At 46.3% G+C, this 15,758-nt stretch carries 9 protein-coding genes and 2 tRNA genes; 4 read left to right on the top strand and 7 right to left on the bottom strand.

Annotated elements, in window-relative coordinates:
* Window positions 1-3 precede the first annotated feature (3 nt).
* Window positions 4-79, bottom strand: a tRNA-Gly gene (locus tag T525_RS0103575).
* Between the two features lie 262 nt (window positions 80-341).
* On the opposite strand from T525_RS0103575, the gene T525_RS0103570 reads away from it, so the two are divergent.
* The 3 genes from T525_RS0103570 to T525_RS0103560 are packed head-to-tail and all read left to right on the top strand — an operon-like array spanning window position 342 to window position 6,357.
* Window positions 342-1,442, top strand: a complete 1,101-nt coding sequence (locus T525_RS0103570) for a chemotaxis protein CheB (protein WP_027406076.1) — start codon at window positions 342-344, stop codon at window positions 1,440-1,442.
* A 12-nt stretch (window positions 1,443-1,454) separates the two neighbouring features.
* Complete coding sequence (locus T525_RS0103565; protein WP_027406075.1) at window positions 1,455-3,917, top strand: amino acid permease; 2,463 nt, start codon at window positions 1,455-1,457, stop codon at window positions 3,915-3,917.
* A gap of 13 nt (window positions 3,918-3,930) precedes the next feature.
* On the top strand, window positions 3,931-6,357 hold the full coding sequence (locus tag T525_RS0103560) for an amino acid permease (RefSeq protein WP_027406074.1): 2,427 nt from the start codon (window positions 3,931-3,933) through the stop codon (window positions 6,355-6,357).
* A gap of 246 nt (window positions 6,358-6,603) precedes the next feature.
* Here T525_RS0103560 and T525_RS16695 read toward each other — a convergent pair whose 3' ends face one another.
* From T525_RS16695 to T525_RS0103535, 5 genes are all read right to left on the bottom strand, one after another.
* Entirely contained in the window at window positions 6,604-6,729 is a 126-nt protein-coding gene (locus T525_RS16695) for a hypothetical protein (RefSeq protein ID WP_255346600.1), read from the bottom strand.
* 291 nt (window positions 6,730-7,020) lie between these two features.
* Window positions 7,021-9,903, bottom strand: coding sequence for a transporter substrate-binding domain-containing protein (locus tag T525_RS0103550; protein ID WP_198022596.1), 2,883 nt, complete (start codon window positions 9,901-9,903; stop codon window positions 7,021-7,023).
* A gap of 293 nt (window positions 9,904-10,196) precedes the next feature.
* Window positions 10,197-10,272 (bottom strand) — tRNA-Thr (locus T525_RS0103545).
* Window positions 10,273-10,336: 64 nt separating this feature from the next.
* Entirely contained in the window at window positions 10,337-11,809 is a 1,473-nt protein-coding gene (locus T525_RS0103540) for a hypothetical protein (RefSeq protein WP_027406072.1), read from the bottom strand.
* Between the two features lie 36 nt (window positions 11,810-11,845).
* A complete protein-coding gene (locus T525_RS0103535) occupies window positions 11,846-13,204 on the bottom strand; it encodes an amino acid permease (protein ID WP_027406071.1) in 1,359 nt (452 codons plus the stop codon).
* Between the two features lie 266 nt (window positions 13,205-13,470).
* On the opposite strand from T525_RS0103535, the gene T525_RS14065 reads away from it, so the two are divergent.
* On the top strand, window positions 13,471-13,848 hold the full coding sequence (locus T525_RS14065; protein WP_037325031.1) for a hypothetical protein: 378 nt from the start codon (window positions 13,471-13,473) through the stop codon (window positions 13,846-13,848).
* Between the two features lie 48 nt (window positions 13,849-13,896).
* On the opposite strand, the gene T525_RS14060 is transcribed toward T525_RS14065, so the two are convergent.
* A complete protein-coding gene (locus tag T525_RS14060; RefSeq protein WP_051533373.1) occupies window positions 13,897-15,588 on the bottom strand; it encodes a bifunctional diguanylate cyclase/phosphodiesterase in 1,692 nt (563 codons plus the stop codon).
* Window positions 15,589-15,758 lie beyond the last annotated feature (170 nt).

The raw sequence follows: 15,758 nt of genomic DNA, 5'->3' as shown, positions 1-15,758 counted from the left end.
ATATGGAGCGGAAAACGAGACTCGAACTCGCGACCCCCACCTTGGCAAGGTGATGCTCTACCAACTGAGCTATTTCCGCATTTTTATGTATTTATCAGCAGTTCCAACCTCTCGGTGTCCCGCTGACTGACAAAACATATTCTACTGTTTTAAGACATGCTTGTCAACATTTTTTTATATTTTTTTCATTTCATTATGTATCAAGGCATTGATTCACCCACTTGCTAAATTATTAGGAAGCAACCCGTCAATTACAACATAAAAAATGGTTTTAAAAAAGGATTTTACTGACCAATATTGAAATATAAAAGTGATACAATTTGTAGAATAAGGAGAACATTATGGGCAATCTGCGAGTATTTGTGATTGACAATTCCATAGCTTTTCAGAATGCCTTGGTCCAGGAGCTTAATCACCGGTTGCCGGAAGGCAGTGCCGTTGACAGTGCCACCCAGCCTGCGGAAGCCCAGAAGAAGCTTTCTTCTTTTGGAGCCACAGCCATTGTAATGAACTTGGCTCTGGGTGCAATGATGGTAAATCAGGAGAAATTTCTACCGCTTTTGGTAAAACATTTCCCGTCAGTCCCCATTATTGTTTATGGTATATCCGCCAATGTTGGCAGCACTGCAAAATATCTGGGAGCCTCCGAATATTTGAAGAAGCCTTCTGCAGGTGAGCCAATGCAGCCATTTTATGATGGTATTATAGAGGCCCTGCAGGCGGGAAAGCCAGCCGCAGCATCTGCTTCACCGTCACGGGGGGCGTCTCCTGCTCCTCAGTTTACTCCACGGCCAGACATACATCGAGCACCGCCACCGCCTAAGCCAACAGCGCCGACGGTGGAGCCGGAAATTACCATTCCTGCGGGCAATGGTTCCATTAACCTTGTTGCTATTGGTGCTTCCACTGGTGGAACCGAGGCTCTTTCAGCGATACTGACTGCACTGCAGCCTCCTTTGCCCGGCATCGTCATCGTACAACATATTCCTCCAAGATTTTCAAAGCTGTTTTCGGAGCGTCTTAATGGAATATGCGCACTTACCATAAAAGAAGCCGCTGACGGGGATATTGTTCAGCCTAACCACGTATATATAGCACCAGGAGGCAAGCACATGTCTGTTACCAAACAGGGTGGAAGCTATGCCATCCATTGCCAGCCAGGACCACCAATTCACAGTGTGTGCCCGGCCGTGGATGTGCTGTTTGACAGCGTGGCCGAGGCGGCGGGAAAAAATGTTTTGGGAGTCATCCTCACAGGTATTGGCAAGGACGGTGCCGCGGGCTTGTTGAAGATGCGTAAAAACGGTGCCCCTACCATAGGACAGGATGCCGCCACATGTACAGTCTACGGCATGCCAAAGGTGGCCTTTGATATAGGGGCTGTGCAGCAGCAGCTACCACTTCTCAGTATTCCTAAAGCCATTCACAAAATTGCCAGATAAAGGAGCAGGACTATGGATAACAAATTCACAAATGGATTTTCCGGCAACGAAAATCCCAAAGGACTGTTATCTCCCTTAACTATCTGGGGACTGTCCTTGGGGTGTGCCGTGGGTTGGGGTGCTTTTATGGTACCTGCCAATCTGTTTATTCCTACAGCAGGACCGATGGGCACTGTGCTGGCAATGGTACTGTCTACTGTACTTCTCCTCATTATTGCTGCCAATTTCTGCCGTTTGGCAAAAAGGTACAATGATGATGGAGGAATTATATCTTACACCCGAAGTATTTTAGGGTCAGATCACGCCTTTCTCACCGGATGGATAGTGATTATCGCCTATCTTTCCATAATGTGGGCCAACGCCACAGCCACAGTGCTTTTGTCCAGATTCCTGCTGGGGGATGTACTGGCATGGGGTTATATGTACACCATTGCCGGTTTTGATATCAACCTTGGGGAAATATTATTCACTTGGCTTGTGTTTATTATTTTTGGTCTCTTCTCCTGCTATGGGGGTGCCCTGCGCAGAATTCTCAATACTCTTATGGCAGTGGTATTTTTTCTGACAGTGGTTATGCTCTTCGTGGCTCTTTACACCCATACACCCGTGGGAGTATTTGAACCACCTTTCCAGGAAAACACTTCACCTTTTATGCAGGTTTTCAGTATGGTTATGCTGGCCCCTTGGATGTTCTTCGGTTTTGAGGCCGTTACCCATAACAGGAGCCATTTCAACTTTTCCGTCAAAAAGCTGTTTCCTATTTTGGTGGCCGCAGTTGTGGCCGGAGGCATAATTTATGTATTGCTGGCAGCAATGGCGGTAATGGCTATCCCTGGGGAATTCTCTTCATGGACCGACTATCTAGCACAGAAGAACCATCTGGAAGGAATAAAGGCCCTGCCGGTATTTAACAGCGTATACAGTACCTTCGGGGAGCAGGGGCTGGCCATGCTGTGTATGTCTATTATATGTGCCATCTCCACCAGTTTGCTGGGACTTTATCGCATTACCGGCATTATTGTTCATTACATTGGTCAACGTGAAATTTTCCCCGAATGCTTCAAGCGGAAAACTTCTGATGGCACTCCAAGAAATGCCATACTCCTGGTTATGGTGGTGTCCCTGCTGATTCCATTCCTTGGGCGGGTATCCGTAGTTTGGCTTTGTGATGTTATTACAGTGGTAGGCTCTGTGGCCTATGGCTATGCGTCACTTTGCTCCTATATAGTGTCCAAGCGGGAAATGGACAAACGGGGTCAGTGGCTGGGCGGAATCGGCGTGGCCATTTCCCTCCTGTTCTTCTTCTTCCCTCTTATTCCGGGCATCCTTTTGGGCGGTTCCCTTGATACTGAATCCTACTTAATGTTGTCGGGCTGGAGTCTTCTTGGTTTTATATACTACTGGTATGTATTCAAGCACGACAAACAGAACCGTTTTGGCAATAGTACTTCCATGGTTATAATTGTGCTTTTCCTTAATTTCTTTTCCACCAGCCTTTGGCTCCGGCAAAAGATTGAGCATAATCTGATGGTTTTGGCATATGATAACGACTCTTTATCCTACAGCGATTTTGCCACTGAAAATCTGGTTGATAACAGCATGGTACAAATGGCCATGATTTTGATTATTCTACTGCTTATGGCGGATATTTTTATCACCATAAAACGGCGGGAACAGAGTACGGCCCAGGCCAGACAGCTTCAACACGAAATCAATCAGGCCAAAAACAAGTTCCTGTCCGGTCTGTCCCATGATATCCGTATCCCAATGGAAGCCGCCCAAAACTCGGTAAATATGGCACTGGAAAATTGTGCTCTCTGTGCCGGCTGTCCTGAGGATGACTGCCCTCGGCGGATCCCCGACCGTCTTGTGGACTGTCTGGGCAAACTGGATGTTCAAAGCAATAAGCTGATGGGTTTTATTGACAATATGGTGGAAAAGGGCAACGTCACCGATGATACCAAGGTAGACAAAGTTTCCCTAAATGAATGCCCAGTGGATTTACAGGAAACACTGCAACAGACCAAGGAGCTCTTTGCCCTTCAAATGCAGGAAAAAAATCTGTTTTTCGAGGTATACCCTACAGAACTAAGCCATCCAATGGTCATCTGTGACAAAATACGTCTGGAGCGTCTGCTCATAAATCTTCTCAGCAATGCCTATGAATATAACCGGGCCGGCGGAGGTGTTATGGTTACATTGGAAGAAACCGGCACCAGCAATGAAAGTGCCACCGGAAAAAAAATACTCTGTGGAAATTACGAGCTCCGCATTCAGGACACGGGTATAGATATACCGCCAGTTGTGGCGGACAGCCTGATGGAAACCTATGAAGCAGACAGTACAGATATGGGTGGTCTTTACATTGCCCGTGGTATAGTACAGCTAATGGATGGCACCATCGAAGTTGCCTCCACCCCGGATCAGCCGGGCAAGGAAATAATTATTAAGCTCACCCTTCCTGTAGCCCAGTAAAGGAGATATGCTTATGAATACGCCAAAGGAAAACAACAATACAGGCCTGCTCACTGCCCTTAATGTGTGGGGACTGTCCTTCGGTTGTGCCGTAGGCTGGGGGGCCTTTATGATGCCGGGGAACCTGTTCCTGCCCCACGCCGGTCCCGTGGGCAGTATTCTGGCCATTGGGCTGGGTGGATTGATTATGCTGATTATCGGTGCCAACTTCTGCGCTTTGGCAGGAAAGTATCACGATAACGGTGGGTTCTTCACCTATGCCAAAAAGATTATGGGCCATGACCATGCCTTTCTCATGGCCTGGGCACTCATCATCACATATTTGTCCATACTATGGGCCAATGCCACTGCAGTGATTTTGCTGATACGCTTTATGTTGGGCAGTGTGCTTCAATGTGGCTTCCATTATCAGGTGGCAGGCTTTGATGTATATGGCGGGGAAATTCTTACCACTTGGACAATAATAATAATCTTTGGTCTCTTCGCCGCCTACGGTGGCAAGATGAAATCTCTAGCCAACACCTTGCTGGCTCTCGTACTTATTGGTGGTGTTATGGCCCTGTTTTGCGGTGTACTGGCCATGAGCCCGCAGCACGCCAGCTTCTACCCGGCCTTTGATCCGGATATCGGGGGTACTCCATTTTTGCAGATAATAAGCATACTGATGGTGGCTCCATGGATGTTCTTCGGCTATGAATCCATAACCCACGGAAGCCAGGAATATAATATTCCCCATAATTACATGTTTCCGCTGATTGTGGCTGCAGTAGTGGCCACCATATTGGCCTACTGCCTGCCTATAGCCACGGCTGTTATGGGCATTCCAGCAGAGTATCACGGCTGGAACGAATATATCCACAATCTTGACAATACAGGGGGCGGAATAAAATCATTACCGGTATTCTACAGTGTCAGCTCCCTTCTGGGAAGCGGAGGTCTGACAATGCTGGTTATGACCGTTGTGGCGGGAATTCTGACCGGTATAATCGGATTTTACCGCGGTGCCTCCTTCCTGCTGCGGGCCATGGCCCAGGACGACCTTCTGCCGCCGGTCATAGCCGAAGTAACTGAGGACGGCACTCCACGTAAGGCCATTATGCTTATTATAGGCATTTCCCTGCTTATTCCGTTTTTGGGGCGCACCGCCATTGTATGGCTGGTGGATGCCATTACCATCAGTGGCTCCATTGCTTACGCCTATGTATCCCTGTGCCGCTATAAGGTAGCGAAAGCCGAACAGGATGAGACTGGTGAGCTTTTAGGGCTCAGCGGCTTCATCATATCCATATTTTTCTTCTTCTGTCCTATTATCCCAAATCTCCTGCTGGGCAGTGCCCTTAACACAGAATCATATCTGCTGCTGGCAGTATGGAGTGTCCTGGGCCTCATCTATTATTGGTACATATTCAAACACGACCAGCACAACCGCTTCGGCAAATCCTTCTCCATGTGTACAGTGCTGCTGTTTCTGAACTTCTTTACCGCATCCCTGTGGCTGCGACAGATGATGGTGACCAAAATACCTCAGCTCTACTTAACGGGATATGGCAACCTTCATGAAACACTGAATACCACCAGCGTAATACAAATAGTTCTCATTATACTGATACTGATATTTATGGCGGATATATTTACCACCATGCGCCAACGGGAATATCTGCTGAACGTAAAGGTACAGGCAGAACAGTATGCCAGTCAGAGCCGCAATGCCTTTCTGGCCAATGTAACCCATGATATTGGTCTCATGATGCAGTCCATTATGAGCTACGTAAAGCTGGCCAAAAACACTGGCAGCGAGTATCAGGCCATAGAAGGAAAATGCCCGCCGGAAAGTCTGGACAGCCTTTGGCAGGCCATACGCCACGCTGATTCCGTAAGCAACTATTTTCTTCATTTGGTACGGGAAATGGGTATGGTAGACAGGATAACGGCCAACAGTACGACCCTATATCCTGTGGCCACAGACATACACTATAGTCTCCAACAAGTGAAGGATATATTCGTCATCCAGATGCAGGACAAGGGCATTGACTTCCGGGTAGATGCGTCACAGCTGGAAAACGCCTATGTTTACTGCGATAATAATTTACTCCAGCGAATTCTGTTAAATCTGGTAAGCCTTTCCTATGACAATGCCCCAATAGGCGGAAAGGTATTGGTAACCCTGTCCCAAAAGGGTTTTGCCCGTCACAGGCTGCAAGAGGAAGGGGAAACAAAAAAATACAGGTTATGTGCCGACTACGAACTGTGGATATACACCAATGGCTCCCAAATGCCGGAGGAGGAACTGGCCATTGCCGGACAGCTGATAGAAATGATGGATGGCACCTTCACCATAACCACCTCCCAGGACAGGGGGACAGAAATGACTATCCATCTCACTCTGGATCTGGCCAAACAATCAGCTGTATCATATACCAGACATGAAAGTCTGGCCTAGAAATATATAACGAGCTTTAAGATGTCCCCCACCTCTTTAGGTGGGGGAAAACAAACTACAACAGCTGGCGAGCATATCTCCCAGCTCGTTGAAACGCTAATTGGAAGATTTTTCTTCTAAAGAAGAAAAATTTGAACAATGGCGTTATAAAAATAGCATCAATGTAAACATTAAAAAGCACATTAAAAGCTCCCCTTATCAGATGATAAGGGGAGCTTTACTTTACCTATGTTTTGTGTACACTACCTACACCTTGAACTCGCCTACAGCATTCTGTAAGCTGTGAGCCAACTGGGACAGTGCCTCACTGGCGGAAGCAATTTCTTCGGCAGCGGCGGACTGTTCCTGAGCTGCAGCGGAAACGCTTTCCATATCTCTTTGGGCCTCATGGAGATAATGATACCCCATTGCCCCAACAATTACTGTAGCAAAAAAGCCACAAGCCCAATTAAGGACAGCTTATACCCCACTTTGATATGCTGCAGGAAATTCATAATCACACACCCATATTCACTTGTATAAAACCGTTCTCTTTCCTCTGCTATACCTTCCTAATCCGTTGTATATATACTCGTCCATTTCTACATCAATTGGGCAATTCCTTTTCAAAAACTAAAAATTTTCCCTGGAAAATCATTCCAAAAATCGCCCTTGAAACACCGGTTATTTCAGTATCTCCTTTAAAGTTGCCAGTGTCTTTTCAATGTCAATCGGCTTTGCCAGATGGGCATTCATACCCACCTCAAAGGCCTTGTTCTGATCCTCCTTAAAGGCATTGGCTGTAAGGGCAACTATAGGAATATTGCACTTGGCCTCATCCTCCAGCCCTCTTATTTTTTCGGTGGCGCCATAGCCATCCAGATTTGGCATCTGAATATCCATCAGTACCAGGTCATAATACCCTGCATCATGCTTCACCACCATATCGAAGCAAATCATGCCATCCTCTGCCCTTTCCACCTCAAAGCCCGCATCCTCCAGTATGAAGGTGGCTATTTCGGCGTTCAGTTCATTATCCTCTGCCATGAGAATTCTCTTGCCAGTGAAATCCATGGCTTCCTCGGCCACCTGTTCCTCCACCTCGGCCACAGGAATTTCACCAATGCGATGAGGCGTGCAGATAATAACCTCGGTGCCCTCGCCCAGCTTACTGTTGACAGTAATGGTGCCACCCATTTTGTCAACCAGGGCCTTAACAATGGCCATACCAAGACCGGTGCCATTAATGCCACTTTGGGTACTGTTCCGGTCACGGGAGAACTGCTCGAATATTTCCTGGATAAATTCCTCGGACATGCCTATGCCCGTATCCTTTACAGTAAATGCGAGGATACACTCCCCCTCATTGTCGCTGGTAAGCTCCCTGCCCACAACAGAAATGCTGCCACCATCAGGAGTATATTTTACAGCATTGCTTATGACATTCATTACCACCTCGGAGAGATGGGTTCTGTCCATGTACAGGAAGCGGTGCTCCACATCAAAGGAATGGGTAAAAGCCATATTCTTGGCCTTCATATCCCCTTCAAACATCATCAGACAGGAATCAAACATTTCATAGGCATCTGTCAGCTCCTCATCAATGAGCAAATCCTTGTTTTCGATACGGGCCATTTCCAGAACACTGTTCAGGATATCCAGCAGCTGGTTGCTGGCAATCTTAATCTTCTGGCGGTATTCCGTATGCTTTTCCAAATTGTCCGGCTCCCGTTCCGCCAGCTCAGTAAAGCCAATAATGGCATTAAGCGGAGTACGGATATCGTGGCTCATGTTAAAGAGGAACGCACTTTTGGCGTTGTTGGCGGCCTCGGCCGCTTCTATGGTCTCCTCCAGCTTGGTCTGCTGCTCCTGCAGCAAATCATTCAGTACCTGGGTCTCCATGAGATGGGTTTCCGTCTCGGCGGCGTACTGCTCGATTTTGTCCTTTCTCTCCTGAAGCTCCGCATTGAGTACAGAAATCTCCTCCACCTTGTCAGACAGTTCTTTGCGGTGCTGCTCCGATTCCTGGAGATGCTCACGGTTCTTAACATTCTCTCTGGAAATAAAGTATACAACCATGGCGGCAATCAGGATTACCAGACCAATAGGAATCCAGATATTCTGCTTCAAAAAGCCGAATATAGTAACCTCGTTCTTCGGCATATAACCGTAGGCCCGTGCCATGGCAAAATCATTGTCCATAAGGCTGAGACCATGATTGATTATGCGTATGCCTTCATCGAAGGAGCTGAGCCCCGCCAATCCCAAAGACATCTCATTTGTTAACTGGGCAGTATTTAACTCCGTATCGTTGTTCATGGTACGGAATACATAGTCACAACGGAGACTGGTGATAATAATTACGTCAGCCTCACCTTTTTTTATTCCCTCCATGCAATCATAGACGTTGTCATAGTAAACCACATCATTTTTTGGATAGTGAAGACGCCTAAAGGGCTCCATAATACCATTACGGCGGGAAACGGCAATCCTTGCCTTGCTCATGTCAGGATATGCACCCGTATATATGATATTGAAGTTGGCGCTTACTATCGGGTCACTTGGAACCAAGTCATTGCGCTCGGTAATCCAGTAATCTGACAGGGCAGGGAAAATCACGTCCACCTCCTGATTGTGCAGGGCCTCCTTCAGGTCCTGGGTAGTTTCGTAGCCCTTATATTCAATTTTAATATCCGTATCTCTCAGGGCACCAAAAATCTCGGGGATAATATCCTTAATAACACCTATAACATTTCCGTCACTGTCCTGGGCACTATATGGCAGATAGTCATTCAAATATCCCACAGTAAAGGTATCATGGTCCGCCAGCCATTTCCGTTCGCTAGGCAGCAAGGTGTTGGTCAGCACCGTATCATGGTTCCACTTCTGATTAAGCGCACTAATAAAATGCGGATTTTCACGCTTCATCAGCTTCTGGGACCGGTTAAGGTCCTCAAGAATATCCGGACGGCCCCTATTTACCACACAGTAAAAATCCACGGCCCCCACATCGGCAAATACCTCTATGCCTATATCCGGGAAGGTACCTTCATCCTCAGCCATCATAATATCAATATTGCCGCTGATAATGGCCTCGTCACGTTCCTTGGTATCACCAAATTCAGTAACCTGAACGCTGATATTGTTGGAGGTGAGATAACGGTTCAAAGCCCGCACCTGGGCGCCCTTAAGAACCCCCACCCGCTTGCCATTTATAGTGGCCGGATCGGAGGTAATCTGTTCATCGGCGGAACGCTTCAAAAAATAATATTCCGTTGCTCCCATAGGGTCACTTGGATAGCTGACCACCGCCGTACGCTCCGGGGTATAGTCCAGCCCTGCCAAAATATCGATTTCACCCTTTACCAGCTTGTCGTAGAGCTTGGCATAGGAGCCATAAACATACTCATATTTCCAGTTATTGTAAAGTCTCAAACGGGACAAATAGTCATAAGCATAACCGCTCTTCAATGCATCATCTGCAGAACCCGTCTGAAAATTTTCCTCCTCGTAAAATCCCACCCGGACTATCTTCTCATCGTAGGCAGTGGCCTTCATGACAGGCATAACCTTATACACGCCCAATAGACAGCTCAATATGGTAATGAGGCAAAGGAGGTTCTTTATATTAAAATATTTTAAATACCATCCATGTCCTTGACGCATTTTACTGCACCTCTAATCCCAGAAAAAACAGAGTCATACTTATTTGTCTCTATTCTCCATATCAACGGATAAGTCCTGCATTTTTTCGTACTTTTACGTTAAAAATATTTTAACATTATTTCATTCAATTTTGGACAAAAAGAAAGGGGCTGCCTTCTGACGAAAAACCGTCGGAAGACATCCCCGTAATAATCTGGTGCTGGAGACAGGACTTGAACCCGCGACTCCCTCATTACGAATGAGGTACTCTACCAACTGAGTTACACCAGCGATACTATGTAATTATAACGCAATTGTTCAAATTTTTCCATCAGAAATGGAAAATATTCATATATCAGAATTTTTCCAATCTCTGTTTGGTCTGCTGATTTACCTCGGAGTTTTTCAGCTTCATCAGTGTACTTTCCATGGCACCGGTGAGCTGAAAATCAGCCTTTCTCCACTTATCAAGGGTATTCAGGGCAATATTTCTGGTACCGATAACAGGTGAATAGAGACCGGCGCAAATGAGTTTTTCGCCCTTTCCAGGAACTGCCTGCAACCCCTGGATAACATACGAAAGAATGCCATAGTCAGCAAACCTTTCATCGTTGCCCATTTCATTTTCAGGACCGGAGGCCATCTCCTCCAATGGCAGTTTATCCTCAAAGAGCTCTATGATTTCATCCACATACTGCTTTTCCGGCAGCAGTAAATCAATTATATCGTATTCTGTACGCCACTCGCGGCGCAGGGTATCCATGGCCCTTTCTGCATAATCAAGGCCCAGGGCCTTACCCAGGTAGAAGCCCTCTCCCACATTCATGGCAGATTCCACACAATCAATGCAGTCCTTGGAATCAAGAATGGCACCGGCACTCTTTAAGAGGCTGTCCTTATCGGAAAGTTCACTTCTCTCCAGAAAATCCCGAAGATCAAAAATATTGCTGTAGTCATCCAGACTGTCAGCATATTTATCAGCCAGCTTCAAATAAGCAGTAAGGAGCTCATTGGATTTCTTGTACTTGCTGAGGCCAGGAACAGGATTATCCTCCAGGGAAGCGCCGATAAGCTCGCCTGCCAGCTGAAAATCCTCCTTGGTCACATCATCAGCTGCCAAACGGTCCAAAAGGCCTCCCCGCTTAATGGCCACAATGGCAGAATATTCCGGCATAATCTCATTTCTCCAGCCCTCGTTCAGCAGCCACTGGGCCATCTCGTCATTTTCCGGCTTCAGCATGCTGACCGCATGAATTCTGCCCCACCCCTTAAGACGCTTCGCCACCGAATAAATCAGTGCATTGCCGTCCTCAAAGGAACTTAAGAGGAACAGGCAAAACAGGGTCAGCTCCTCGGAGGCTGCCAGTACCAGCAGGATATCCCTCAGCTCCTGGGTCTCCTCCCGATCAAGAAGCTCCAAAATGGTGATGGCAAATTTTACGGATTCCACGTCCTCGCTCTGTACCAGCAAAGTCATGCAAAAACGGCCCAGAGCCTCCGGGGAAAGCTTCTCCGGGTGATCAAAAACCCAGTCCTGAAGGGCATCCATTACTGGCAGCATTACACCACCATTCTGAAAATGGGTTATCAGTGCGTTGGCAGAATCCTTAAACCGTTCCTGGGAAGCCATTTCCAGCACCAGTGTCAAGGCACTGATATCAGGATTCTTGGTAGGGCCCATATGATAGCGGACAGTACCATCAATGGCACCATCAGCAAAACGCAGCCCCTGCTCCGGCAGCTGGCGCAGCACAAAATCCTCCGGCAAAGTACCATCCGGCAGCAATGCCTCTTTAATTCTATTATAAATTGATAAATTCTCTGACATAGTAAAATCCCCTATAATACCCCTATTTTAGTCGACTTATTCCACTTTGCCCTTACTATCGCGGCTCATTTTAAAGCGATAGCCTGCATAAAGAATACACAGCCATATAGGCAGGGCAATAACAGCCATCCGCATATCCGGAATCTGGGTCATCATTACAATTAACCCCACCAAAAAGGCCAGACTCAAATAATTGGTCAGCGGATAAAGAACGGAGCGGAACTTGGAGTGAACCCCATTTTCCTCGCAATACTTTCTGAACTTCATGTGAGTGAGGGTAATGCACACCCAGTTAATTACGGCAGAAATTACCACCACCGCAAACAGATACATGAAAATCTGGCTTGGGAACAGATAGTTCATAACCACGATAATGAGAGTAATGCAGGAGGACACCAATGTTCCCACAACCGGCACACCACGTCCGGACAACTTCATAAATACCTTTGGGGCATCACCCTTTTCTGCCAAACCGTAAAGCATGCGGGCATTACTGTATATGGCAGAATTATAAACGGATACCGCCGCAGACAATACAACGAAATTCAATATATGGGCTGCCGCAGGAATCCCCACATTATCAAAAATCTGAACAAAAGGAGATGATTCCATACCCACCTGATTCCATGGCCATAGGCACATCAGCACAAACATGGTACCCACATAGAATATCAAAATTCTCCAGATAACCTGATTAATGGCCTTTGGAATGGAGCGGTCGGGATCCTCTGCCTCTCCGGCGGTAATACCAAGAAGCTCGATACCGCCATAGGAGAACATAACCACAACGCAGGCCATGGCAAGGCCCCAAACACCATTAGGCATAAACCCGCCGTAACTCCACAAATTGCTTATATTTGCCGGATAACCCAAAGGATTGGTGATAATGAGATATGCACCCAAAAGAATCATGCTGAGGATAGCCACCACTTTTATCAGGGCCATCCAGAATTCCGTCTCGCCATAAGCACTGACATTTACAAGGTTAATGGCAGTAATAACAATAAGACAAATAAGTGCTGACAACCACTGGGGCACATCAGGCCACCAATAGTTTACATATATACCAACGGCAGTAATCTCCGCCATGCTTACCATTATATAACAATACCAATAATTCCATCCTGCCAGAAAGCCCGGGAAGCCACCCCAATACTTGGTGGCATAATAGCTGAAGGAGCCTGCCACCGGCTCATGCACTGACATCTCTCCCAGCATGCGCATGATGAAATAAATAACTATGCCGCTAACCAGGTACGCCAGCATAACCGACGGCCCCGTAAGGGCAATAGTTGAGGCTGAACCATAGAAAAGACCTGTACCGATAGCACTCCCCAGTGCCATCATCTGCAGGTGTCGGTTCTTCAAGCCTCGTTTAAGATTCTTGCTTTCCATAAACCCAACTCCTAATATTGAACATTTTTACATAGCTTTTTTCTGTGGATATTGTTGATAAGTTATTCACAAAATACCGTATTTTGTGAATAACTTAGTGGATAACCCCATATTTCAGCCATGTTTTCGTCAACTTTTCACTTTTTTCTGTGGATAAATACGTGACAAATGACAATTAACATTATAACATATTTTCAGTTTGGAAAGAAATAACCTCTTGATGTATACTTCAGCTTATGTTTTAATTACTTTCAGAGGTGACGATTATGGAGGAAAACAACAATCAGCAGCTAATAGACATGGCCCACGGCATGCAGGAAGACATAAAGATGAAAATGCTGGAAATGATTCAGCAGGCCGCCAGCCCTTATGACATTCTTTATGAGGTTGCCAATTATCTTGAAAATATTTCCGCAGAAAGGGGCTACGCCCAGCATATCATAGACAATATCCATACCGTTTACGGAATTGCCCTGAAGGAGAAAAAGCCTCTGGAGGACGAAATAAAGGATATTGAGGCCAGGGCTGAAATAATAAAAACATCCCTTAAAAGCGGCAAGTTTTCCGATGAGGAAAATGCCAGAATGGATTTTGCCATAAAGGCCCACCAGCGAAAAGTTGAACAGCTGAAAGCACTGCTTTAAATTATCAAATAAAATAACAGGGACCGCCACGGCAGCCCCTGTTATTTTTTATATTAACTTTTCAAATTCCTCTACTGTTAGTGGCTGGGAGAAATAATATCCCTGCACCCAATTGCAGCCAATGGATTTCAGAAAATCCGCCTGGTCCTTGGTCTCGACTCCCTCAGCAATGGTATGAAGGTTCAGGCTCTTGGCCATCTGCACCATGGCACTAAGTATATTGCCCCCTCTGCCGGTCTGGTCTGTACTACGTAAGAACTCCATATCCAGTTTCAATATATCTATATGAATATCCTTAAGCATATTCAAGGAAGAATACCCGCTGCCAAAGTCATCCATGAGAATCAGAAAACCTTCATTTTGGAGCTTTTCCGTAACTGACATTATCATTCTTGGGTCATCAGTGTAGGCAGATTCAGTTATCTCCAGCTCCAGCAAATCTTTTGGAATCCTGTATTTTCTTGTAAGCCCCACCAATACGTTAATAAGCTCCGGGTCATACAGGTCGATGCGGGAAACATTAACTGACACCGGTTTAACCAGCTTCCCTGAATCCATCCACCGTCTGATACACTTGCAGGCCTCCTCCCAAATGAAACGGTCCACGGCGTAAACAGAGCCGTTCTTCTCCAAAACCGGTATAAATAAGGATGGCAGCACGCTGGAGCCATCGGGCTTAATCCAGCGCACCAAAGCCTCAGAGCCCATAATCTGCTCCGTCTCCAAATCGTATTTTGGCTGAAGATACAGCCTGAAGCCACCATGTTCCAGTGCGGCATCAAATTCGTTGACTATATTCTGCTCCAACAGCATCTGGTCACGCATCTTGTTATCATATACGAAATACGGGGTCATGTGGTTGCCCTTGGCCTGATTAAGAGCCATGTTGGCCCGCTCTATCATTGTGCTGACAGGAATGCTCTTGTCGTCCACATGATAAAGGCCAAAGGACAGGACCGTATGATGGGATATTTCAAAGCTGTTGGCCACAATCTGCATGGTGTAGATTAGCTTTTCCGCATCCCCCTCGGCAGACTCAAAGCATACCACAAAATTATCCGCATATAATCTGGCGGAAAGGCACAGCTCCAAATCAATGCTTTTCAGAAAACCCGCAATATAGTTCAGCAGCCTGTCTCCCTGCTGCTCGCCAAAAACCTCATTTATTACTTTAAAGCGCTCAATATTGATGCGAAGAATATCGAAGCTTTTGTCCGGATAATCCGTCATCATATCCGCCGCCCGGCGGCAGAAGGCATCACGGTTCAAAAGCCCTGTGGTACCGTCATAGGAAGCCAGAAAATCCAAATCATTCATGGCGGCCTCTGTCAGGACCTTGTAGGTTTTTTCCCGGTCATAATCAAGAGCCATATTGATGCCATTAATCACAAAGCCATCCGGCACCATGCGGTACATGGTGGTAATATTTAACAGCAATAGCTTCCGTTGCTGGAGGCTGGTCATGATAACGTGAGACTCTATGGAGAGCTGCCCCTCCCTTACGAATTGGCGGCTGCGGATTTTGCTGATGTTACAAGGAGCAAGGCTCTCATACTCTGCCTGTAAAAAACGCTTTACTTCCCAGCTGCCACGGGAATAATAATGGCCTGAAGGGCTGAAGCCAATAACATTATCATCCAGCACATCAGATATGGCATCCACCACACCCTCAGAAAACAGACGCTTTATCAACTTTTCCGTTGCTTTATTAAGATTGTCTATTCCAACTTTTAAAGCCATATTAAAGCCCCATTTATCCAACACCAAAATATCTATTGATAATTTTTATTGTAAAACAAATACTACTTTTTAGCAATATCACTTTTAGCTTAAAAAATAGAAAGCGGGGAATAGTAAAGGCCGTTGTTACCCTTACTAATCCCCGCTTCCTATTGCTTCCATTCAGGAAA

It is taken from the genome of Anaerovibrio sp. RM50 (assembly GCF_000622005.1).
Taxonomy (GTDB): Bacteria; Bacillota; Negativicutes; order Selenomonadales; family Selenomonadaceae; genus Anaerovibrio.
Note: the sequence above shows the minus strand (reverse complement) of the source record. Positions and strands in the feature narration are given on the sequence as shown.

Bases quoted from the DNA above. Each gene is read 5' to 3' on its own strand.
- T525_RS0103570 (WP_027406076.1), top strand. From the start codon at position 342: ATGGGCAATCTGCGAGTATTTGTGATTGACAATTCCATAGCTTTTCAG.
- T525_RS0103540 (WP_027406072.1), bottom strand. From the start codon at position 11,809: ATGTCAGAGAATTTATCAATTTATAATAGAATTAAAGAGGCATTGCTG.
- T525_RS0103565 (WP_027406075.1), top strand. From the start codon at position 1,455: ATGGATAACAAATTCACAAATGGATTTTCCGGCAACGAAAATCCCAAA.
- T525_RS16695 (WP_255346600.1), bottom strand. From the start codon at position 6,729: ATGGAAAGCGTTTCCGCTGCAGCTCAGGAACAGTCCGCCGCTGCCGAA.
- T525_RS14060 (WP_051533373.1), bottom strand. From the start codon at position 15,588: ATGGCTTTAAAAGTTGGAATAGACAATCTTAATAAAGCAACGGAAAAG.
- T525_RS14065 (WP_037325031.1), top strand. From the start codon at position 13,471: ATGGAGGAAAACAACAATCAGCAGCTAATAGACATGGCCCACGGCATG.
- T525_RS0103535 (WP_027406071.1), bottom strand. From the start codon at position 13,204: ATGGAAAGCAAGAATCTTAAACGAGGCTTGAAGAACCGACACCTGCAG.
- T525_RS0103560 (WP_027406074.1), top strand. From the start codon at position 3,931: ATGAATACGCCAAAGGAAAACAACAATACAGGCCTGCTCACTGCCCTT.
- T525_RS0103550 (WP_198022596.1), bottom strand. From the start codon at position 9,903: ATGCCTGTCATGAAGGCCACTGCCTACGATGAGAAGATAGTCCGGGTG.